Below are 20,110 nucleotides of genomic sequence, written 5' to 3'. Positions count from 1 at the left end.
CCCGATCATGTCCCGTTCCGAAACCCTGTTTGCCGATGCCCAGAAACACATCCCCGGCGGTGTGAACTCCCCCGTGCGTGCATTCAAGAGCGTCGGCGGCACGCCGCTGTTCTTCAAGCATGCCGAAGGCGCCTACGTCACCGACGAAGACGACAAGCGCTATGTGGACTACGTCGGATCCTGGGGCCCGATGATCCTCGGCCACAGCCACCCGGACGTACTCGACGCCGTGCGCCAGCAGCTGCAACACGGCCTGTCCTACGGCGCCCCGACCTCGATGGAAACCGAGATGGCCGACCTGGTCTGCTCGATCGTGCCGTCGATGGAGATGGTGCGGATGGTCAGCTCCGGCACCGAAGCCACCATGAGCGCGATTCGCCTGGCCCGCGGTTTCACCGGCCGCGACAGCATCATCAAGTTCGAAGGCTGCTACCACGGTCACTCCGACAGCCTGCTGGTCAAGGCCGGGTCCGGCGCGCTGACCCAGGGCGTGCCAAGCTCGGCCGGTGTGCCGGCAGACTTCGCCAAACACACCCTGACCCTGCCGTTCAACAACATCGCCGCCGTCGAGCAGATGCTCAATGAAGTGGGCCAGGAGGTGGCGTGCATCATCGTCGAGCCGGTCGCTGGCAACATGAACTGCGTACCGCCGGCCCCGGGCTTCCTCGAAGGCCTGCGCGCGCAGTGCGACAAGCATGGCGTGGTGCTGATTTTCGACGAAGTGATGACCGGCTTCCGCGTGGCCCTCGGTGGCGCCCAGGCGCATTACGGCGTAACGCCGGACCTGAGCACCTTCGGCAAGATCATCGGTGGCGGCATGCCGGTGGGCTGCTTCGGCGGCAAGCGCGAAATCATGCAATACATCGCGCCGCTGGGCCCGGTGTACCAGGCGGGCACCCTGTCCGGTAACCCGCTGGCCATGGCCGCCGGCCTGACCACCCTGCGCCTGATCAGCCGCCCGGGCTTCCATGCCGAGCTGACCGACTACACCTCCCGCCTGCTCGACGGCCTGCAACAGCGCGCCGATGCCGCCGGCATTCCGTTTGTCACCACGCAAGCAGGCGGCATGTTCGGCCTGTATTTCAGCGGCGCCGACGATATCGTCACCTTTGAGGACGTGATGGGCAGCGACGCCGGCCTGTTCAAGCGCTTCTTCCACCTGATGCTGGACGGCGGCGTTTACCTGGCACCGAGCGCCTTTGAAGCCGGCTTCACCTCGATCGCCCATGGCGACGCCGAGTTGAAACTGACCCTGGATGCTGCCGAGCGCGCCTTCGCCGCCCTGAAATAACCGGCACAGCATTCTGACGTCGCCCCCGGCGGCGTCAGATTTGCTACTTTGCTTACAGACTTTTCCTGGTTTTCTCGAGAAATCACCTGCAATCCGGCAGATAACTTGCCCAACCGGCAGAAAAACGAGTAAAGACTTTGTAAGCAGAGGTCTGCTTATTTCATAATGCGCGCTTATTGGACCCCCGAGGGTCCGCGTGCCCCGTCAGAGGTAAGTCGATTCCCATGAAACGCACCGGCCGCACCCTGGTCCTGGGCTGCCTGTTGCTCCTTCAGCCGCTGCTGGCACATGCACAAGCAGGCGGCAACTCGTTGTTAATCCCAGCGATGGGTCGTTGCACCCTCAATACCCAGCCAGACAGCCAGGCCGAGGCCCTGAGCGCGTGCCAGAAACAGGCCGACGGCGGGGATGCGCAGGCGCAATACGAGTTGGGCGAGTACTACCACGACGGCAAGAACCCCGCGCGCGACCTCAACAAAGCGTTGAACTACTTCGAAAAAGCCTCGCTGCAGGGCCACGCCCAGGCGCAATTCCAGCTGGGCACCATGTTCTTCAAAGGCGAAGGGGTGCCGGCCAATAACGTCCAGGCGTATATCGTGCTGAAAATGGCCGCGGTCAACGGCGCCGAAGACGCACTGGACACCGCCGACGAAGTTGCCGAACACATGCAGCGCGATGAGCTGGAACTGGCGACCCAGGTGCTGGGCCAGATCTTCCGCAATTATCTGCAGGAACTGCAGAGCGCGGATGGGCGCTCGCCGTTCTCGCCCCTGCCCTGATCGACCGGTGACGAGGGAGCCAGCGCCCTCGCTACAAACGCCCTACTTCTCAGGCATCGGCATCGGAAACGGCATGACATTGCTCGTGCCACGCGCTTCGCTGATCTTCGGCGTGCCCAGGCGCTCGACTTCATCGATACGCACGATCGAATGCATCGGCACAAAACTGCGCACCACGCCTTCGAACTGGGCCTTGAGTTTTTCCTCGCCCGGGTCGACGACCAGTTGTGTGCGCTCGCCAAAGACGAACTCTTCCACTTCCAGGAAGCCCCACAGATCACTTTGATAGATCTGCTTGGCGTACATTTCGAACACCTGGCCCTGGTTGAGGAAAATCACCTTATAGATTGGAGCTTCACGTTTGGTCATGGTGGGCGGGGAACACATCGGGGATATAAAAGAGGGCGCGAACTATAGCATGGCACCCGATGCACAGTGCTAGGAACCGATGGACATGACCCCTATAATGCGCGGTTCTTTACCACCAGTTGACGATTCCCATGGCCAAGAAGCTCTACATTGAAACCCACGGCTGCCAGATGAACGAGTACGACAGCTCGCGCATGGTCGATCTGCTGGGTGAACATCAGGCCCTGGAAGTCACCGCCCGCACCGAAGATGCCGACGTGATCCTGCTCAATACTTGCTCGATCCGCGAACGGGCACAGGACCGCGTGTATTCGCAGTTGGGCCGCTGGCGTGAATTGAAACTGGCCAACCCGGAGATGGTGATTGCCGTCGGCGGCTGCGTCGCTAGCCAGGAAGGCGCAGCCATCCGCGACCGCGCGCCCTACGTGGACGTGGTCTTCGGCCCGCAAACCTTGCACCGCCTGCCGGAAATGATCGACGCCGCACGCCTCACCAAGCTGCCTCAGGTCGACGTCTCGTTCCCGGAAATCGAAAAATTCGACCATCTGCCCGAGCCGCGCATCGATGGGCCGAGCGCCTACGTGTCGGTGATGGAAGGTTGCAGCAAGTACTGCACCTTCTGCGTGGTGCCCTACACCCGTGGTGAAGAAGTCAGCCGGCCGTTTGACGATGTAATGTCAGAAATCATCCACCTGGCCGAAAACGGCGTGCGTGAAGTGACCCTGCTGGGCCAGAACGTCAACGGCTATCGCGGCCAGACCCACGACGGGCGCCTGGCCGACCTCGCGGAGCTGATCCGGGTTGTCGCCGCGGTGGATGGCATCGAGCGCATTCGCTACACCACCTCGCACCCGCTGGAGTTCTCCGACAGCCTGATCCAGGCCCACGCCGAAGTGCCGGAGCTGGTCAAGCACCTGCACTTGCCGGTGCAATCGGGTTCGGACCGCATCCTGTCGGCGATGAAACGCAACCACACCGCCCTGGAATACAAATCCAAACTGCGCAAATTACGCGCGGCAGTGCCGGGCATCTGCATCAGTTCGGACTTTATCGTCGGCTTCCCCGGCGAGACCGAGAAAGACTTCCAGCAGACCATGAAGCTGATTGAAGACGTCGGTTTCGACTTTTCCTACTCGTTTGTCTACAGCCAGCGCCCCGGCACGCCTGCCGCCGACCTGCTGGACGAGACCCCGGAAGAGCTGAAAAAAGAGCGCCTGAACGCCCTGCAACATCGCCTGAACCAGCAGGGGTTCGAGATCAGTCGACAAATGGTCGGGTCCACCCAGCGCATCCTGGTCACCGACTACTCGAAAAAAGACCCGGGCGAACTGCAAGGGCGCACCGAGAACAACCGCATCGTCAACTTCCGTTGCGACAACCCGACCCTGATCGGCCAGTTCGCCGATGTCCACATCGATGCGGCGCAACCGCACTCGTTGCGCGGCTCTCTGGTGTAATAAATGTGCGAGGGGGCTTGCCCCCGATTGCGGTACATCAGCAGCACATGAGCTGCCTGACACTCCGCTATCGGGGGCAAGCCCCCTCCCACACTGGATCGGGTTGGATAAGTGCTTTCGCACACTGGCGCGTGGCGTTATCCTCTCTTTCACCTCAACAGCCAAAGGGCGGCTAAAAGCGACCTTGAACGCACCCATCGAACCCCATCGTTTTCTCCTCGAGCCGTTTGAGGCTCGCCGTTTCGCCAATTTGTGCGGACAGTTCGACGAGCACCTGCGCCTGATCGAACAACGCCTGAGCATCGAGATCCGCAACCGCGGCAATCAATTCGAGCTGATTGGTGAACCCCAGCACACCACGTCTGCAGAAAACCTGCTCCGCCGCCTCTACCGCGAAACCAAGGGTAGTGAGCTGTCGCCGGAAACGGTCCACCTGTACCTGCAGGAATCGGCCGTGGAAGACCTGGCCAACAACCCGGTGGCCGAAGCCAGCGTGGCCTTGCGCACCAAAAAGGGCATGATTCGCCCACGCGGCTTGAATCAGCAGCGCTACGTCAAAGAAATCCTCGGTAACGATATCAACTTCGGCATCGGCCCCGCCGGTACCGGCAAGACCTACCTGGCCGTGGCCTGTGCCGTCGACGCCCTGGAGCGCGAGCAAGTGCGCCGCATCCTGCTGGTGCGCCCGGCGGTCGAGGCCGGCGAAAAGCTCGGCTTCCTGCCCGGCGACCTGGCACAGAAAATCGACCCGTACCTGCGCCCGCTCTACGACGCACTCTACGAGATGCTCGGCTTTGAATACGTGGCCAAGCTCATCGAGCGCCAGGTGATCGAGATCGCCCCGCTGGCCTACATGCGCGGCCGGACGTTGAACAACAGCTTCATCATTCTCGACGAAAGCCAGAACACCACCGTCGAACAGATGAAAATGTTCCTCACCCGTATCGGTTTCGGCTCCACCGCCGTGATCACCGGCGACGTCACCCAGGTCGACCTGCCCAAGGGCACCAAGTCGGGCCTGGCCCAGGTGATCGAGGTGCTCAAAGACGTGCCGGGGATCAGCTTCACGCACTTCATGCCCAAGGACGTCGTCCGCCACCCGCTGGTCCAGCGCATTGTCGAAGCCTACGAGCGCTTCGAGCACCGCGACGACGCCCCGGCCAAGGACACCCGCCGCGATGCTTGAGCTTGACCTGCAACTGGCAACCGACGCGCACGCCCCCAGTGAAGAGCAGTTCCGTCAATGGTGCGCCCTGGCCCTGCGCCAGCGCACCGCCGACTCGGAGCTGACCATCCGCCTGGTGGACGAACCCGAAGGCCGCGAACTGAATCACACCTGGCGCCAGAAGGATTACGCGACCAACGTGCTGTCCTTCCCCGCCGACGTACCCGACGAACTGCTGGATATCCCGTTGCTGGGCGACCTGGTGATCTGCGTCGAAGTCGTCGAGCGTGAGGCGCAGGAACAAGGCAAGGCCCTTGAAGCCCATTGGGCTCATCTGGTCATCCACGGCTGCTTGCATCTGTTGGGTTACGACCATATAGACGATGACGAAGCCGAAGAAATGGAAGCACTGGAACGATCGTTGCTTGCAGAATTGGGTCACCCTGATCCGTATGCAGATGACGAAAACTGATCAACACTCAACTGAAACATCAAAGGATTTAGAGTAATCGCTATGAGCGAAGACCGATCGAGCAACGGGCAAAAGTCATGGCTGGGTAAACTGACCCAGGCTTTTGCCCACGAGCCGAAAAACCGCCAGGAGCTGCTGGAGCTGCTGCGCGAGGCCCATCAGAACAAGTTGCTGGACAGCGAAGCGCTGGCCATCGTCGAAGGCGCCATCCAGGTGGCTGACCTGCAAGTTCGGGACATCATGGTCCCGCGTTCGCAGATGATCAGCATCAAGGCGCCCCAGACCCCACGGGAATTCCTCCCGGCCGTGATCGACTCGGCGCACTCGCGCTACCCGGTGATCGGCGAAAGCCATGACGACGTCATGGGTGTCCTGTTGGCCAAGGACTTGCTGCCGCTGATCCTCAAGGAGAACGGCGACAGCTTCAACATCAAGGACCTGCTGCGTCCGGCCACCTTCGTCCCCGAATCCAAGCGCCTGAATGTGCTGCTGCGCGAGTTTCGCGCCAACCACAACCACATGGCCATCGTGATTGACGAATACGGCGGCGTCGCCGGCCTGGTGACCATCGAAGACGTGCTGGAACAGATCGTCGGCGATATCGAAGACGAGCACGACGTCGAAGAAGACAGCTACATCAAGCCGCTGCCGAGCGGTGATTTCCTGATCAAGGCGTTGACGCCGATCGAGAACTTCAACGAGTTCTTCGACAGCGAATTTTCCGACGACGAGTTCGACACCGTCGGCGGCCTGGTGATGAGTGCGTTCGGGCACCTGCCCAAGCGTAACGAGACCACCGAGATCGGCGCTTATCGCTTCCGCATCCTGAATGCCGATAGCCGCCGGATTCATCTGATTCGCCTGACACCTATTGCCCGTTAAGGACTGACATGCGCCGTTTCATCGCACCCGGCTGGCCCGGCAACTTGTTGGCCGTGGTGGCTGGCGCCATCACCACCCTGGCGCTGGCGCCATTCGATCTGTGGCCGCTTGCGCTGGTCGCGGCCGGATTGTTCTATATCGGGCTGCGCGAGCTGTCCCCACGCCAGGCCCTCGGCCGTGGCTGGTGTTTCGGTTTCGGCCTGTTTGGCGCCGGCACCAGCTGGATCTACTACAGTATCCACCACTTCGGCGGCGCGTCGGTGTTGCTGGCTGGCTTGCTGATGCTGGCGTTCACCGCCGCCATTGCCTTGTTCTTCGCCCTGCCCGCCTGGTTGTGGGCGCGCTGGCTGCGGCGCAATGAAGCGCCACTGGCCGATGCCCTGACGTTTGCGGCGCTGTGGGTCGGCCAGGAAGCGTTCCGGGGCTGGTTCCTGACCGGTTTTCCCTGGTTGTACTCCGGTTACAGCCAACTTGACGGCCCCCTCACCGGCCTCGCGCCGCTGGGTGGGATGTGGCTGATTTCCTTCGCCCTGGCCCTGACCGCCGCCCTGCTGTGCAACCTGCCGCGCCTGCTGGCGACCCAGCGCAACGCCTTCATCGGCGCTGGCCTGTTGCTGCTGGTGGCGCCCTGGGCCATCGGCCTGGCCCTCAAGCATCACGCCTGGACCTCACCGTCCGGCGACCCGCTGAGCGTGGCGGCGATCCAGGGTAACGTCGAACAAAGCATGAAGTGGGACCCCGAGCAGCTCAATGCACAACTGGCGCTGTACCGCGACATGAGCTTCAGCTCCAAGCGGGTCGACCTGCTGATATGGCCGGAAACGGCCGTGCCGGTGCTCAAGGAGTCCGTCGAGGGCTACCTCGGGATGATGGGCAAGTTCGCCGCCGAACGGCACACCGCGCTGATTACCGGCGTGCCGATTCGCCAGGAAGTGCATCACCAGAAGCGCTACTACAACGGCATCACCGTCGTGGGCGAAGGTGACGGCACCTACCTCAAACAGAAGCTGGTGCCCTTCGGCGAGTACGTGCCGCTGCAGGACATGCTGCGCGGCTTGATTGCCTTCTTCGACCTGCCCATGTCGGACTTCGCCCGCGGCCCGTCCGACCAGGCGATGCTACAGGCCAAGGGCTATCAGATTGCACCGTTCATTTGCTATGAAGTGGTCTACCCGGAATTCGCCGCCAGCCTCTCGGCCCAGAGCGACTTGCTGCTGACCATCAGCAACGACACCTGGTTCGGCACCTCCATCGGTCCCTTGCAGCACCTGCAAATGGCGCAGATGCGTGCGCTGGAAGCCGGCCGCTGGATGATCCGCGCCACCAACAACGGCGTGACCGGGCTGATCAACCCGTATGGGCAGATCACCGCGCAGATCCCGCAGTTCGAGCGCGGCATCCTCTATGGCGAAGTGGTGCCGATGCACAACCTCACGCCGTACCTGCAATGGCGTTCGTGGCCGCTGATCGTGGTGTGCCTGGTGTTGTTTGGTTGGGCGCTGCTGGCCGGCCGAATGTCCAAAACCGTCTAACAGAATCAAATGTGGGAGGGGGCTTGCCCCCGATAGCAGTGTGTCAGTCAGTAGATTTGATACTGATACACCGCAATCGGGGGCAAGCCCCCTCCCACATTTTGATTTGCGGTGCTATCGGTAGAACAACCGATACCCCACCTGCCCCACCGCCTCATTGAGCAACTGCCCGCTCTGCCACACCGACTTGAACTCCGGCATCCAGCCACCCAGCGGCCGCGCGTTATCCTCGCCGAGGAAGCCGACCGGCGCCGGCACCACGCTGAAACCGGCTTTTTCAAAGCTCCAGACCGCACGCGGCATATGCCAGGCCTGGGTCACCACCACGACGCGCTTGACCCCCTCGGGCAACAGAATCTCGGCACTCATCTGCGCATTTTCCCAGGTGGTGCGGCTGCGCTCTTCCTTCCAGCGCACCGCCACATCGAAGTCGTCCCGCATCGACACCGCCATCAACTCAGCTTCGCTGGGCGGTGTGCCGTAATGCAAACCGCCGCTGGTCAGCACCGGCAGCCCGGAGGCCTTGGCCAATCGCGCGGCGTAGCGCTGACGCTCCAGCCCGATGCCGGTCGGCTGGTCCGAACCCCAGGCCGGGTCGCCACGCTCGCGCCCCGAACCCAGCACCACAATGGCATCGGCGCGTCGGGCCAGGCTCGACCAGTCCTCCCGGGCCAACGGCGGCGCCGTCTCCAGGGCGCGCGCGCCCCACTCCACCATGATCGGCAGGCTCATCAGCCACATCCCGCCCAGGCCGAGGGCAAAGCAGCAGCCGGCCAGGCGCGGGCGGCTGCGGCGAAACCACCAGGCAAGGGCCAGCAACAGCAAGAGAATGCCGGGCGGCAACAGCAGTTGTTTGATGAAATAACGAATAGGCATCGAGCATCTCCATAGATGCCCGAAGCCTAAGGTGTAACGGGGTTTAGCGACAATCTTTACAAGAACGAAGCAGAGTCAGCGATGATCAGGAAACTAAGGGGCATGTATTACTTGAACCGCACGGACCGATGTTTTTCCGGACCGCGAGCGGCTGACACATCCTTGAGCCACACCACCTTGGCCGACCGCACGGGCTCGTTGGGCGGCGTGCTCGCCACGCCGGTAAAAGCCGAACGTTCGTTCCTTGCCAGGTAAGCCTTGATCAGTTCCAGCTCCGCGTGGCTCAAGCCTCGCAGTTCCAACTCGACGGGCTGCTCATCACGCAATCGACCCGCCGTACTTGCTGCATCCAATGCACGACCCAAACGGTCGATGAGTCCTTGGTACACATCCGGTTTAGATAACATTCGCTGCGATTCCACCATCCCCTCACCTCATTGAAGATAAGACTCACTCCCCAATAAACAGCGTAGCCCCCATGGCTGCGCCTGCCCGGCGCCGCGACAGACGGCCTCGACCGCGCAATCAGGGTTTCCCTCGATAGAGTGGGGTCATGTATGCTACGGCGCTTCCTGTAACTCCACTTCCCGCAGGGTTTGGGCACGGACGCGGCGCTTTATGGTGTCGGCCAGCTCGGACAATGCACCGAAGAGGATTAGGCCACCCCTATTCAGTTCAAAAGTAGCCATGCACGAACAATATCAGCCCCGTGAAATAGAAAATGCCGCCCAAACCTTCTGGGACGAGCAAAAGTCCTTTGAAGTCAGTGAACAGCCGGGCAAGGAGACGTTCTATTGCCTATCGATGTTCCCTTACCCCAGCGGCAAGCTACACATGGGGCACGTGCGTAACTACACCATCGGCGACGTGATTTCCCGTTACCAGCGCATGCAAGGCAAGAATGTCCTGCAACCCATGGGTTGGGACGCCTTCGGCATGCCGGCGGAAAACGCCGCGATGAAGAACAACGTAGCGCCCGCCAAGTGGACCTACGAAAACATCGCCTACATGAAGACCCAGCTGCGCAGCCTGGGCCTGGCGGTGGACTGGTCCCGCGAAGTGACCACCTGCAAGCCGGACTACTATCGCTGGGAACAATGGCTGTTCACCCGCCTGTTCGAAAAAGGCGTGATCTACCGCAAGAACGGTACCGTGAACTGGGACCCGGTCGACCAGACCGTGCTCGCCAACGAGCAGGTGATCGACGGTCGCGGCTGGCGTTCCGGCGCGCTGATCGAAAAACGCGAAATCCCGATGTACTACTTCAAGATCACCGCCTACGCGGATGAACTCTTGTCGAGCCTCGACGACCTGCCGGGCTGGCCTGAACAGGTCAAGACCATGCAACGCAACTGGATCGGCAAGTCCAAGGGCATGGAAGTGCAGTTCCCGTACAACGTCGATTCGATCGGCGAAGCGGGCACCCTCAAAGTCTTCACCACCCGTCCGGACACCCTGATGGGCGCGACTTACGTCGCCGTGGCCGCGGAACACCCGCTGGCCAGCCAGGCCGCGCAGAACAACCCTGAGCTGCAGGCGTTCATCGCCGAATGCAAAGGCGGCAGCGTGGCGGAAGCCGACGTCGCCACCCAGGAGAAAAAAGGCCTGCCGACCGGGCTGTTCGTCGAGCACCCGCTGACCGGCGAAAAATTGCCGGTATGGGTCGCCAACTACGTGCTGATGCACTACGGCGATGGCGCAGTAATGGCTGTGCCGGCCCACGACGAACGCGATTTCGAATTCGCCACCCAGTACAACCTGCCGATCAAATCCGTGGTACGCACCAGCTCGGGCGACACCAACCCGGCCCCGTGGCAAGACGCCTACGGTGAGCACGGTGAACTGATCAACTCCGGCGAGTTCGACGGCCTGGACTTCGCCGGCGCCTTCGACGCCATCGAAGTCGCGCTGATCAAGAAAAACCTCGGTGCCTCGCGCACCCAGTTCCGCCTGCGCGACTGGGGCATCAGCCGCCAGCGTTACTGGGGCTGCCCGATCCCGATCATCCACTGCGAAACCTGCGGTGACGTGCCGGTGCCGGAAGACCAGTTGCCGGTGGTCCTGCCGGAAGACGTGGTGCCGGACGGCGCCGGTTCGCCTTTGGCGCGCATGCCTGAGTTCTACGAGTGCAGCTGCCCGAAATGCGGCCAGCCAGCCAAGCGCGAAACCGACACCATGGACACTTTCGTCGAGTCCTCGTGGTACTACGCCCGTTATGCCTCGCCGCACTACGAGGGTGGCCTGGTCGAGAAATCGGCGGCCGACCACTGGTTGCCGGTGGATCAGTACATCGGCGGTATCGAACACGCCATTCTTCACCTGCTGTACGCGCGCTTCTTCCACAAGCTGATGCGCGACGAAGGCCTGGTCAGCTCCAACGAGCCGTTCAAGAACCTGCTGACCCAGGGCATGGTGATCGCCGAGACGTATTACCGTCGCGAAGCCAATGGCAGCTACACCTGGTTCAACCCGGCGGATGTCGAGCTCGAGCGCGACAGCAAAGCCAAGGTCATCAGCGCCAAGCTGATCGCCGACGGCCTGCCGGTGGAAATCGGTGGCACCGAGAAGATGGCCAAGTCGAAGAACAACGGCGTCGACCCACAGTCGATGATCGACCAGTTCGGCGCCGACACCTGCCGCCTGTTCATGATGTTCGCCTCGCCGCCGGACATGAGCGCCGAATGGTCCGACTCCGGCGTCGAAGGTTCGCACCGTTTCCTCAAGCGCGTCTGGCGCCTGGCCCATGCCCATGTCAGCCAGGGCCTGCCGGGCAAGCTGGATGTGGCCGCCTTGAGCGACGAGCAGAAAGCCATTCGCCGCAGCACCCACCTGGCCATCAAGCAAGCCAGCCAGGATGTGGGCCAGAACCACAAGTTCAACACCGCCATCGCCCAGGTGATGACACTGATGAACGTGCTGGAAAAAGCCCCGCAAGCCACCGAACAGGAGCGTGCGCTGGTTCACGAAGGCCTCGAGACGGTCACCTTGCTGCTGGCCCCGATCACGCCGCACATCAGCCACGAACTGTGGCACCGCCTGGGCCACAGCGAAGCCGTCATTGACGCCCGCTGGCCGGTGCAGGATGACAGCGCGCTGGTCCAGGACACGCTGCAGTTGGTGATCCAGGTCAACGGCAAACTGCGCGGCCAGATCGACATGCCGGCCAGCGCCAGCCGCGAAGACGTCGAAGCGGCCGCGCGCTGCAACGAGAACGTACTGCGCTTTACCGAAGGCCTGACGATCCGCAAAGTGATCGTCGTGCCGGGTAAACTGGTCAATATCGTCGCCAGCTAAATCGGATCGGGCGCAGGGCTTGAGCGCTGCGCCGAACTAAACCTTCAGGGCCTCGATAAGGCCCGCATGGTTTCAAGGGGAGCAATAAAATGATCAAACGCAATTTGCTGGTGATGGGCCTTGCTGTGCTGCTGAGCGCTTGCGGCTTCCAGCTGCGCGGTACCGGCACCAATGAACTGACCATCAAGGAATTGGACGTCAGCGCCCGCAACGCCTACGGCGAAACCGTTGTGCAACTGCGCGACACCCTGAAAAACAGTGGCGTACACGTCTACACCGGCGCGACCTACAAGCTGTTCCTGGCCGACGAGAAAGAAACCCAGCGTAACCTCAGCTACGCCAGCGCCGGCCGTGCGTCCGATATCGAGCTGAACACCTCGTTGACGTTTGAAATGCAGGGCCGCGACCATCTGCCGTTGATGGGTGACAAGATCGAAGTGCAAAAGGTCGTGAGCCACGATGGCAACAACCTGGTGGGCTCGGACTCGGAAATGACCCAGGTGCGCAAAGAAATGCGTCGTGAGCTGGTCCAACGCGTGATGCTGCGCCTGCAACAGCTGACGCCGGAAAAACTGGAACTGCTGCAACAGACCGCCGACAACAAGGCCAAGGCTGACGCCGACGCCCTGAAAGCCGCGCAAGAGTACGAAAACAACACGCCGAAACAATCGCCTGTTGAAGTCCCTGTAGACTAAGCCAGACGGGGCGCCCCAGGCGCCCCGTTCATCGCGCCTATGAAACTCGCCCCCGCCCAACTCGCCAAACACCTGCAAGGTGCTCTCGCGCCTGTCTATATCGTCAGCGGCGATGACCCGTTGCTGTGCCAGGAAGCGGCAGACGCCATTCGCACCGCCGCGCGCCAGCAAGGCTTCGACGAACGCCAGGTGTTCAGCGCCGACGCCAGTTTCGACTGGGGCACGCTGCTGCAAGCCGGCGCGAGCATGTCGCTGTTTGCCGAAAAACGCCTGCTGGAACTGCGCCTGCCGTCGGGCAAGCCCGGCGACAAGGGCGCGGCGGCCTTCATCGAGTACTGTTCGCGGCCTGCCGAAGACACGGTGTTGCTGATCAGCCTGCCCAAGCTCGACGGCAGCGCGCAGAAAACCAAGTGGGGCAAAGCGCTGGTGGAAGGGGCACAGACCCAGTTCATCCAGATCTGGCCGGTGGACAGCAATCAGTTGCCGCAGTGGATTCGTCAGCGCCTGTCCCAATCGGGGCTGTCGGCCACGCAGGACGCCGTGGAACTGATCGCCGCCCGGGTCGAAGGTAACCTGCTTGCCGCCGCCCAAGAGATCGAAAAGCTCAAGCTGATGGCCGAAGACGGGCAGATCACCGTCGAAACCGTGCAAGGCGCGGTGGCTGACAGCGCGCGTTTTGACGTGTTCGGGCTGGTGGACGCCATCCTCAACGGCGAGCCTGCGCACGCCCTGCGCATGCTCGAAGGGTTGCGCGGTGAAGGCGTGGAACCGCCGGTGATTCTCTGGGCGCTGGCTCGCGAGTTGCGGGTACTGGCCAATATTGCGCTGCAATACAGCCAGGGCACGCCGTTGGACAAATGCTTCAGCCAAGCCAGACCGCCGGTCTGGGACAAGCGCAAACCGCTGATGAGCAAAGCCCTGCAGCGGCACTCGGCGCAACGCTGGGCGCAACTGTTGCTCGAAGCCCAGCGCATCGATGCACAAATCAAGGGCCAGGCAGCGGGTTCGCCGTGGATGAGCCTGAGCCGTTTGTCACTGCTGATGTCTGGCCAGCGCCTGACATTACCTGCCGAATAACCCCCCCTCTTAAAAACACCGCAAAACCAATGCGGGATGGGGCAAGCCCCCTCCCACATGTTGGCTGCATTTGTATTTCAAAAAACTTGTCGGGCTTTACAGCGGCCAGACTTCGGCAGATGATTTGCACCGCTGCATCCCACCTGAAGAGAGTAACGACCATGAGCAAAAAGCCATCTAAGCATGGCCCCAACAAGGCCAAATCCATCATCGCCCAGCCACTGTTCCGCAGCCGTCAGGAACGCGCCGGCAAGGGCAAAGGCAGCTACCGCCGCGAAGCCTTCCAGTCTAATAGCTGGGAGGCTTCTTACTTTCTGGCCGCCTGAAGGCAAGCGCCCCTCCGGCATGATAAGGTCAGCACTTGATTTGTAATCCCTGGACCTGTGCATGCCCTCTAGTCTTTCCCGTCGTTGGCACCTTCGCCAATTGATCGCTGCCTCCAGCCTCATTCTGCTTGTCGCCTGCGCGGAAAAACCTACCGCCGCAGATGCTCAACCCTTGCCGACACTGTCGACCGCACCGGTCGTAGCGCCCGCTGTCGTGGCCCCGCTGGCTGTGGATAACCTGGACATCCAGCCCACCCAGACCTTTGCCGAATGGCAGGCCGGTTTCCGTGCGCAAGCCTTGAAGGCCGGCATTACCCCGGCCGTGTTTGATATCGCCTTCGCCAACGTCACCCCGGACATGGCGGTGATCCGCGCCGACCGCAGCCAACCGGAATTTTCCCGCCCGGTGTGGGAATACCTCGACGGCGCCCTGTCGCCAGTACGCGTGCGTAATGGCCAGGCACTATTGGTCAAGTACGCCGACATCCTGCAAAGCATCGAGCAACGTTATGGCGTCGACCGCCAGGCGTTGGTCTCGGTGTGGGGCATGGAAAGTAACTTCGGTCAGTTCCAGGGCAATAACTCGGTGATCCGTTCCCTCGCGACCCTGGCCTACGAAGGCCGGCGCCCGGCCTTTGCCCAGGCGCAATTGCTTGCGGCGCTGCAAATCATCCAGCACGGCGATATCCAGGCCGACCAGATGCGCGGTTCGTGGGCCGGCGCCATGGGCCAGACCCAGTTCATCCCGACCACCTACAACACCCACGCCGTGGACTTCGACGGCGACGGTCGCCGCGATATCTGGAACAGCCCGGCCGACGCCCTCGCCTCCACCGCGCATTACCTGCAAAGCTCCGGCTGGCAGAAAGGCCAGCCGTGGGGTTTCGAAGTCAAACAATTACCGGCCAACTTCGATTACACCCTGGCCGACGGTGGCGTGCGCAAGACCGTCGCCGACTGGCTGAAGCTGGGCATCCAGCTGCCACCGGGAGCGAGCATGCCGCCTAACGTCGACCAACTCTCCGCCGCCCTGCTGCTGCCAGCGGGTTACCGCGGCCCGGCGTTCCTGGTGCTGGATAACTTCCGCGCAATCCTCAAGTACAACAACTCGTCGTCCTACGCACTGGCCGTGGGCCTGCTGTCGGAACGGTTCGGCGGAAGTGGTGTGATTCGTGGCGATTGGCCGAAAGATGAACTGCCGCTGAGTCGTTCCCAGCGCATTGACCTGCAGACCGTACTCAGCAGCAATGGCTATGACGCGGGCAACCCGGACGGGATTATCGGCGCCAACACGCGCAAGGCGATCCGTGCGGCGCAACAGTCACTGGGCTGGCCGGCGGATGGTTATCCGACGGTGAAGTTGCTGGAGTCGTTGCAGAACCGTTAGATCGGCTTATGGCGACTACCGCTATCGGGGGCAAGCCCCCTCCCACATTTTGACCGCGTACATCCTTTGAAATGCGGTCAAAATGTGGGAGGGAGCTTGCTCCCGATAGCGGTTTAGCAGACGACAGATTCAGCGGTTGAACACCACATCCTGTTCCAACACCACCCGCTGCTCCCCCGCATCCAACCGCACACGCGCGCCCATCGGCAGCGTCACGTTCGGATCGCAATGCCCACTGCGCCAGCCAGACAGCACCGGAATGCACAGCGGTTCGAAGGTCTGCTTCAGCAGCCGCTCCAGCGCGGTGCTATCCACCCCCGCCACGTCCCCCACCAACACACCCGCTACCTGAGCCAGCTTGCCGGTCAGGCGCAGATGCGTCAGCAAGCGGTCGATGCGGTAGATCGGCTCGTTGACGTCTTCGATAAACAGGATGATGCCCTCGGCATCGATTTCGTAGGACGTCCCCATCATGGCCGCGATCATCGACAGGTTGCCGCCGAGCAAGCGCCCACAGGCGATACCGGGCTCGATCGTGGTCAATGGGTAGGCCACCGGGTGCGCCAGCACGCTGCCTGCACCCACCTGGCCACGCAGCATGTTGAACAACGACGACTCGGTGGGTGGCTGCTTGTCGCCGAGCAGGTCGGCATTCAGCATCGGGCCGTGGAAGGTCACAAAACCGGCATAGCGGTTGATTGCCAGGTGCAACGCAGTGATATCACTGTAACCCACGAAAGGCTTGGGGTTGGCGCGTAGCAGGTCGAAGTCCAGGCGGTCCAGCAGGCGGGGCGTCCCGTAGCCGCCGCGCAGGCAGAAGATCGCATCGATATCAGGGTTGGCGAAGGCGGCGTGCAGGTCGCGCAAGCGCACGTCATCGCTGCCGGCCAGGTAGCCGTCGCGTTCATATACTCCGGGGAAGATGCGTAGCTCATAGCCACGGGCGCGCATCCATTGCCCGGCTTTTTCCACGTCCAGCGCGGCAGGGCCGGCGGGTGCGATCAGGCCGATGGTGGCTTCAGAACGCAATGCAGGTACGGCGGCGGCTAGTCGACTGGTCATCCCTGATTCTCCCTATATGACGCGGAACGAAATGTGGGAGAGGGCTTGCCCCCGATAGCGCTGAATCAGCCAGTACCTGTAGCGACTGACACACTGCCATCGGGGGCAAGCCCCCTCCCACATTGGATCTGCGGTGTTGCGCAGATCTGTATTACGAAATCAGGCTAGCCTTGACCAGCTTGGCCTGCTCATCGGCGTGGTACGAGGAACGTACCAGCGGGCCCGACGCGACGTTCTTGAAGCCCATCTTGTAACCTTCCTCGGCGAACCAGGCGAAGGTGTCCGGGTGAACGAAACGCTGTACCGGCAAGTGGCTGCGCGATGGTTGCAGGTATTGGCCGAGGGTCAGCATGTCGATGTCGTGCTCGCGCATGCGCTGCATGACTTCGATCACTTCCTCGTCGGTTTCGCCCAGGCCGAGCATCAGGCCGGATTTGGTCGGGATGTGCGGCATCATCTGCTTGAATTTCTGCAGCAGGGTCAGCGACCACTGGTAGTCCGAACCTGGACGCGCCGCCTTGTACAGGCGTGGCACGGTTTCCAGGTTGTGGTTGAACACATCCGGCGGCTCGGCGGCGGTGATTTCCAGCGCGACGTCCATGCGGCCACGGTAGTCCGGCACCAGGGTTTCGAGCATCACGTCCGGCGACAGCTTGCGGATTTCGCGGATGCAGTCGGCAAAGTGCTGGGCACCGCCGTCACGCAGGTCGTCGCGGTCGACAGAAGTGATTACCACGTACTTGAGTTTCAGGTCGGCGATGGCGATGGCCAGGCTTTCCGGCTCGTTGACGTCCAGCGGCTTCGGCCGGCCGTGGCCGACGTCGCAGAACGGGCAACGACGGGTGCAGATGTCACCCATGATCATGAACGTGGCAGTGCCGCCGGAGAAGCATTCGCCCAGGTTCGGGCAGGACGCTTCTTCGCACACGCTGTGCAGCTTGTGCTTGCGCAGCAACGCCTTGATACGGTCGACTTCCGGCGAAACCGGGATACGCACGCGAATCCAGTCAGGTTTTTTCGGCAGTTCGGTGGTCGGGATGATCTTGACCGGGATGCGTGCAACCTTCTCGGCGCCGCGCAGCTTGACGCCGGCTTCCACCTTGGCACGCGGGGCCTGGGCCGGACGTTCGGTGACGTCCAGCGTCGGGATCATGGTTTGCACTGCATCAGTAGTCATAATCAGTCGATTCCGCCCGTAAGGGTCGTCTGCTCAGCATAGTCGAGGTGTTTGACGAGCTGCGCACGCAGCCGGGCACTTACCTCGGCAAATTTAATCGGTGTGGCGTGGTCGCTCAACTGGGTCATCGCCAACCCGGCATAACCGCACGGGTTGATGCGCCGGAACGGCGCCAGGTCCATGTCCACGTTCAACGCCAGACCATGAAACGAACAACCGTGGCGAATGCGCAGCCCCAGGGAAGCGATTTTCGCACCATCCACATACACACCGGGTGCATCGGGCTTGGCCACGGCGCTCACGCCGTAACTGGCCAACAGCTCGATCAGGCAAGCCTCCATACGGCTCACCAGGTCGCGCACGCCAAACCCCAGCTTGCGCACATCCAGCAGCAGATATGCCACCAGTTGACCGGGCCCATGGTAAGTCACTTGACCCCCTCGGTCGACCTGCACCACCGGAATATCACCCGGAAGTAGCAGATGCTCGGCCTTGCCGGCCTGGCCCTGGGTGAACACCGGCGGGTGTTCCACCAGCCAGATCTCATCGGGTGCCGAGGTGCCGCGCTCGTTGGTGAAGCGCTGCATCGCATGCCAGACGGGCTCGTAGTCCATCCGGCCGAGCTCGCGAAAGCCCAGGACCTGCGGCATCACAGCACCATATGTACGAAGCCAGTGGCCCGCAGTTCGCTGTTGATGTCGTAAAGCTGGTCTTGACCGGTCGCAACGATGTGCAACTGGATCGTGGTGTACTTACCGTTGGTGCTCGAACGCTCATCCACACGGTTGTCGTTGATCGTCGCGTGTTTACGCACGATGTCGAGAATCTTGTCCTTGTTGCCCACACCGGTATCGCTGATCACCTTGACGGGATAATCCGTCACCGGGAATTCGATCTTTGGCGCCTTTACTTCTTTATCGGTCATGGCGTAACGGCCTCGTAAGCGTAAGCCGTGGCGACGGGCAAAGCCCCGCGTCGGATCAACACGGGGCTTTGCAGGTGCACACTTATCAGTTGAACAAGCTGTAGAAGAACAGGCGGATGCTATCCCACACGCGGCGGAAGATACCACCCTCGTCGACGGCATCCAGGGCGATCAGGTCGGCACTGTGTACCACTTTATCGTCCAGCTTCACTTCGACCTTGCCGATCACGTCGCCCTTGGCGATTGGTGCAACCAGGTGCGGGTTCATGGTCATGCTGGCCGCGAGCTTTTTCAGCTGGCCTTTAGGCATGGTCAGGGTCAGGTCTTCAGCCAGGCCGGCCTTGACTTGCGAGGTTGCGCCTTTCCATACCGGCGCGGTCGCCAGTTCAGCACCCTTCTGATAGAAGGTCTGGGTTTCGAAGAAGCGGAAACCGTAGGTCAGCAGTTTTTGCGTCTCGGCCGCACGGGCCTGCTCGCTGTTGGTGCCGAAGACCACGGCGATCAGGCGCTGGCCATCACGCACGGCGGACGACACCATGCAGTAGCCGGCTTCTTCGGTGTGGCCGGTTTTCAGACCGTCGACGGTCTTGTCGCGCCACAGCAACAGGTTGCGGTTAGGCTGTTTGATGTTGTTCCAGAAGAATTCCTTCTGGGAGTAGATCGCGTAGTGGACCGGGTCGACACGAATGATCGCGCGCGCCAGGATCGCCATGTCGTGAGCCGACGAGTAGTGCTCTGGGTTCGGCAGACCGGTCGGGTTCATGAAGTGACTGTTGGTCATGCCCAGGTCGGCCACGGTTTTGTTCATCATGTCGGCGAACGCGTCTTCGCTGCCAGCGATGTGCTCGGACAGGGCGACGCTGGCGTCGTTACCGGACTGGATGATGATGCCGTGCAGCAGGTCGCTGACCGTCACCTGCGAGCCGACCTTGATGAACATCCGCGAACCACCGGTGCGCCAGGCGTTTTCGCTGACGGTCACCGGGTCGTTTTCGCCGATCTGGCCGCGACGGATTTCCAGGGTCGCGATATAGGCTGTCATCAGCTTGGTCAAGCTGGCGGGCGGCAGGCGCTGGTCACCGTTGTTTTCCACCAGCACGTTGCCACTGGCGGCATCCATGAGGACCCAGGCCTTGGCGGCCAGTTGCGGTGAAGCCGGCACCATTTCAACCGCCCAGGCGGCCGGGGTGATGATCAGCGAGATAAGCAGGCACGTGCGTTTGGCTAAGGTGATGATGTTCATCCGTCTCTCGAAATTACGTATGGAAACTTGCCCTCGCGGGCAAAACTTATTCAGACAGCCCGTTACCGGTCTGTCGCGTGTTCGGTTGCCTGCTCACCCCT

Annotated in this window: 20 protein-coding genes; 12 read left to right on the top strand and 8 right to left on the bottom strand. The window is 61.8% G+C overall.

The features are described from left to right. The first annotated feature begins 7 nt into the window (after positions 1–7). Together hemL and NR164_RS19540 are read left to right on the top strand one after the other, a co-directional pair. Entirely contained in the window at positions 8–1,291 is a 1,284-nt protein-coding gene (gene hemL, locus NR164_RS19545) for a glutamate-1-semialdehyde 2,1-aminomutase (protein ID WP_046381936.1), read from the top strand. A 224-nt stretch (positions 1,292–1,515) separates the two neighbouring features. Continuing rightward, on the top strand, positions 1,516–2,070 hold the full coding sequence (locus NR164_RS19540; protein ID WP_017848324.1) for a tetratricopeptide repeat protein: 555 nt from the start codon (positions 1,516–1,518) through the stop codon (positions 2,068–2,070). A gap of 42 nt (positions 2,071–2,112) precedes the next feature. On the opposite strand, the gene NR164_RS19535 is transcribed toward NR164_RS19540, so the two are convergent. Continuing rightward, positions 2,113–2,439: a DUF1820 family protein gene (locus tag NR164_RS19535; RefSeq protein ID WP_003194436.1), complete on the bottom strand. Its 327-nt coding sequence runs from the start codon at positions 2,437–2,439 to the stop codon at positions 2,113–2,115. A gap of 131 nt (positions 2,440–2,570) precedes the next feature. Here NR164_RS19535 and miaB point away from each other — a divergent pair, with 131 nt between their 5' ends. The 5 genes from miaB to lnt all read left to right on the top strand — a co-directional run bounded on the left by miaB (position 2,571) and on the right by lnt (position 7,947). Then, on the top strand, positions 2,571–3,896 hold the full coding sequence (gene miaB, locus NR164_RS19530) for a tRNA (N6-isopentenyl adenosine(37)-C2)-methylthiotransferase MiaB (protein ID WP_256823135.1): 1,326 nt from the start codon (positions 2,571–2,573) through the stop codon (positions 3,894–3,896). A 184-nt stretch (positions 3,897–4,080) separates the two neighbouring features. Continuing rightward, positions 4,081–5,082 carry a PhoH family protein gene (locus NR164_RS19525; RefSeq protein ID WP_017848326.1) on the top strand — a complete coding sequence of 334 codons (1,002 nt, stop codon included), beginning with the start codon at positions 4,081–4,083 and terminating at the stop codon, positions 5,080–5,082. Beyond that, entirely contained in the window at positions 5,075–5,533 is a 459-nt protein-coding gene (gene ybeY, locus NR164_RS19520; protein ID WP_079444779.1) for an rRNA maturation RNase YbeY, read from the top strand. Before NR164_RS19525 ends, ybeY begins: the two co-directional genes overlap by 8 nt. 42 nt (positions 5,534–5,575) lie before the next feature. Further along, the gene (locus NR164_RS19515) at positions 5,576–6,415 is read left to right on the top strand and encodes an HlyC/CorC family transporter (RefSeq protein WP_017848328.1); all 840 of its coding nucleotides are present in this window, start codon (positions 5,576–5,578) and stop codon (positions 6,413–6,415) included. A gap of 8 nt (positions 6,416–6,423) precedes the next feature. Next, positions 6,424–7,947, top strand: coding sequence for an apolipoprotein N-acyltransferase (gene lnt / locus NR164_RS19510; protein WP_017848329.1), 1,524 nt, complete (start codon positions 6,424–6,426; stop codon positions 7,945–7,947). 114 nt (positions 7,948–8,061) lie between these two features. Here the strand turns inward: lnt and NR164_RS19505 are convergent, their stop codons facing one another. Both NR164_RS19505 and NR164_RS19500 read right to left on the bottom strand, forming a co-directional pair. After that, positions 8,062–8,823, bottom strand: a complete 762-nt coding sequence (locus NR164_RS19505) for a YdcF family protein (protein ID WP_046381935.1) — start codon at positions 8,821–8,823, stop codon at positions 8,062–8,064. Positions 8,824–8,930: 107 nt separating this feature from the next. Beyond that, complete coding sequence (locus tag NR164_RS19500) at positions 8,931–9,248, bottom strand: hypothetical protein (RefSeq protein WP_046381934.1); 318 nt, start codon at positions 9,246–9,248, stop codon at positions 8,931–8,933. A gap of 262 nt (positions 9,249–9,510) precedes the next feature. On the opposite strand from NR164_RS19500, the gene leuS reads away from it, so the two are divergent. From leuS to NR164_RS19475, 5 genes are all read left to right on the top strand, one after another. Further along, a complete protein-coding gene (gene leuS, locus NR164_RS19495) occupies positions 9,511–12,117 on the top strand; it encodes a leucine--tRNA ligase (RefSeq protein WP_046381933.1) in 2,607 nt (868 codons plus the stop codon). Between the two features lie 89 nt (positions 12,118–12,206). After that, positions 12,207–12,812, top strand: a complete 606-nt coding sequence (gene lptE, locus NR164_RS19490; RefSeq protein ID WP_256823134.1) for an LPS assembly lipoprotein LptE — start codon at positions 12,207–12,209, stop codon at positions 12,810–12,812. A 39-nt stretch (positions 12,813–12,851) separates the two neighbouring features. Then, the gene (gene holA, locus NR164_RS19485) at positions 12,852–13,889 is read left to right on the top strand and encodes a DNA polymerase III subunit delta (protein WP_046381932.1); all 1,038 of its coding nucleotides are present in this window, start codon (positions 12,852–12,854) and stop codon (positions 13,887–13,889) included. 161 nt (positions 13,890–14,050) lie between these two features. Then, complete coding sequence (gene arfA / locus NR164_RS19480) at positions 14,051–14,215, top strand: alternative ribosome rescue factor ArfA (protein ID WP_003176285.1); 165 nt, start codon at positions 14,051–14,053, stop codon at positions 14,213–14,215. 61 nt (positions 14,216–14,276) lie between these two features. Further along, complete coding sequence (locus NR164_RS19475) at positions 14,277–15,602, top strand: lytic murein transglycosylase (protein WP_046381931.1); 1,326 nt, start codon at positions 14,277–14,279, stop codon at positions 15,600–15,602. 129 nt (positions 15,603–15,731) lie between these two features. On the opposite strand, the gene NR164_RS19470 is transcribed toward NR164_RS19475, so the two are convergent. From NR164_RS19470 to NR164_RS19450, 5 genes are all read right to left on the bottom strand, one after another. Further along, positions 15,732–16,664: an LD-carboxypeptidase gene (locus tag NR164_RS19470; RefSeq protein WP_057005929.1), complete on the bottom strand. Its 933-nt coding sequence runs from the start codon at positions 16,662–16,664 to the stop codon at positions 15,732–15,734. A gap of 151 nt (positions 16,665–16,815) precedes the next feature. Next, entirely contained in the window at positions 16,816–17,817 is a 1,002-nt protein-coding gene (lipA, locus tag NR164_RS19465; RefSeq protein WP_162231495.1) for a lipoyl synthase, read from the bottom strand. A gap of 26 nt (positions 17,818–17,843) precedes the next feature. Further along, positions 17,844–18,491 carry a lipoyl(octanoyl) transferase LipB gene (gene lipB, locus NR164_RS19460; protein ID WP_177032033.1) on the bottom strand — a complete coding sequence of 216 codons (648 nt, stop codon included), beginning with the start codon at positions 18,489–18,491 and terminating at the stop codon, positions 17,844–17,846. Next, positions 18,491–18,766, bottom strand: a complete 276-nt coding sequence (locus NR164_RS19455; RefSeq protein ID WP_017848340.1) for a DUF493 domain-containing protein — start codon at positions 18,764–18,766, stop codon at positions 18,491–18,493. Before NR164_RS19455 ends, lipB begins: the two co-directional genes overlap by 1 nt. A gap of 85 nt (positions 18,767–18,851) precedes the next feature. Beyond that, positions 18,852–20,009: a D-alanyl-D-alanine carboxypeptidase family protein gene (locus tag NR164_RS19450; protein ID WP_046381929.1), complete on the bottom strand. Its 1,158-nt coding sequence runs from the start codon at positions 20,007–20,009 to the stop codon at positions 18,852–18,854. Positions 20,010–20,110 lie beyond the last annotated feature (101 nt).

The sequence above is a fragment of the Pseudomonas sp. Pse79 genome, from assembly GCF_024519615.1.
GTDB lineage: Bacteria > Pseudomonadota > Gammaproteobacteria > Pseudomonadales > Pseudomonadaceae > Aquipseudomonas > Aquipseudomonas veronii.
The sequence above is the reverse complement of the archived record's forward strand: the minus strand, read 5'-3'. Positions and strand labels throughout refer to the sequence as shown.

Excerpts from the sequence above, each read along its gene's own strand:
- leuS (WP_046381933.1), top strand. The coding sequence starts at position 9,511 with ATGCACGAACAATATCAGCCCCGTGAAATAGAAAATGCCGCCCAAACC.
- NR164_RS19515 (WP_017848328.1), top strand. The coding sequence starts at position 5,576 with ATGAGCGAAGACCGATCGAGCAACGGGCAAAAGTCATGGCTGGGTAAA.
- lptE (WP_256823134.1), top strand. The coding sequence starts at position 12,207 with ATGATCAAACGCAATTTGCTGGTGATGGGCCTTGCTGTGCTGCTGAGC.
- NR164_RS19535 (WP_003194436.1), bottom strand. The coding sequence starts at position 2,439 with ATGACCAAACGTGAAGCTCCAATCTATAAGGTGATTTTCCTCAACCAG.
- holA (WP_046381932.1), top strand. The coding sequence starts at position 12,852 with ATGAAACTCGCCCCCGCCCAACTCGCCAAACACCTGCAAGGTGCTCTC.
- NR164_RS19450 (WP_046381929.1), bottom strand. The coding sequence starts at position 20,009 with ATGAACATCATCACCTTAGCCAAACGCACGTGCCTGCTTATCTCGCTG.
- NR164_RS19505 (WP_046381935.1), bottom strand. The coding sequence starts at position 8,823 with ATGCCTATTCGTTATTTCATCAAACAACTGCTGTTGCCGCCCGGCATT.
- NR164_RS19500 (WP_046381934.1), bottom strand. The coding sequence starts at position 9,248 with ATGGTGGAATCGCAGCGAATGTTATCTAAACCGGATGTGTACCAAGGA.
- lipA (WP_162231495.1), bottom strand. The coding sequence starts at position 17,817 with ATGATCCCGACGCTGGACGTCACCGAACGTCCGGCCCAGGCCCCGCGT.
- NR164_RS19470 (WP_057005929.1), bottom strand. The coding sequence starts at position 16,664 with ATGACCAGTCGACTAGCCGCCGCCGTACCTGCATTGCGTTCTGAAGCC.
- arfA (WP_003176285.1), top strand. The coding sequence starts at position 14,051 with ATGAGCAAAAAGCCATCTAAGCATGGCCCCAACAAGGCCAAATCCATC.
- lnt (WP_017848329.1), top strand. The coding sequence starts at position 6,424 with ATGCGCCGTTTCATCGCACCCGGCTGGCCCGGCAACTTGTTGGCCGTG.
- ybeY (WP_079444779.1), top strand. The coding sequence starts at position 5,075 with ATGCTTGAGCTTGACCTGCAACTGGCAACCGACGCGCACGCCCCCAGT.
- hemL (WP_046381936.1), top strand. The coding sequence starts at position 8 with ATGTCCCGTTCCGAAACCCTGTTTGCCGATGCCCAGAAACACATCCCC.
- lipB (WP_177032033.1), bottom strand. The coding sequence starts at position 18,491 with ATGCCGCAGGTCCTGGGCTTTCGCGAGCTCGGCCGGATGGACTACGAG.
- miaB (WP_256823135.1), top strand. The coding sequence starts at position 2,571 with ATGGCCAAGAAGCTCTACATTGAAACCCACGGCTGCCAGATGAACGAG.
- NR164_RS19455 (WP_017848340.1), bottom strand. The coding sequence starts at position 18,766 with ATGACCGATAAAGAAGTAAAGGCGCCAAAGATCGAATTCCCGGTGACG.
- NR164_RS19540 (WP_017848324.1), top strand. The coding sequence starts at position 1,516 with ATGAAACGCACCGGCCGCACCCTGGTCCTGGGCTGCCTGTTGCTCCTT.
- NR164_RS19475 (WP_046381931.1), top strand. The coding sequence starts at position 14,277 with ATGCCCTCTAGTCTTTCCCGTCGTTGGCACCTTCGCCAATTGATCGCT.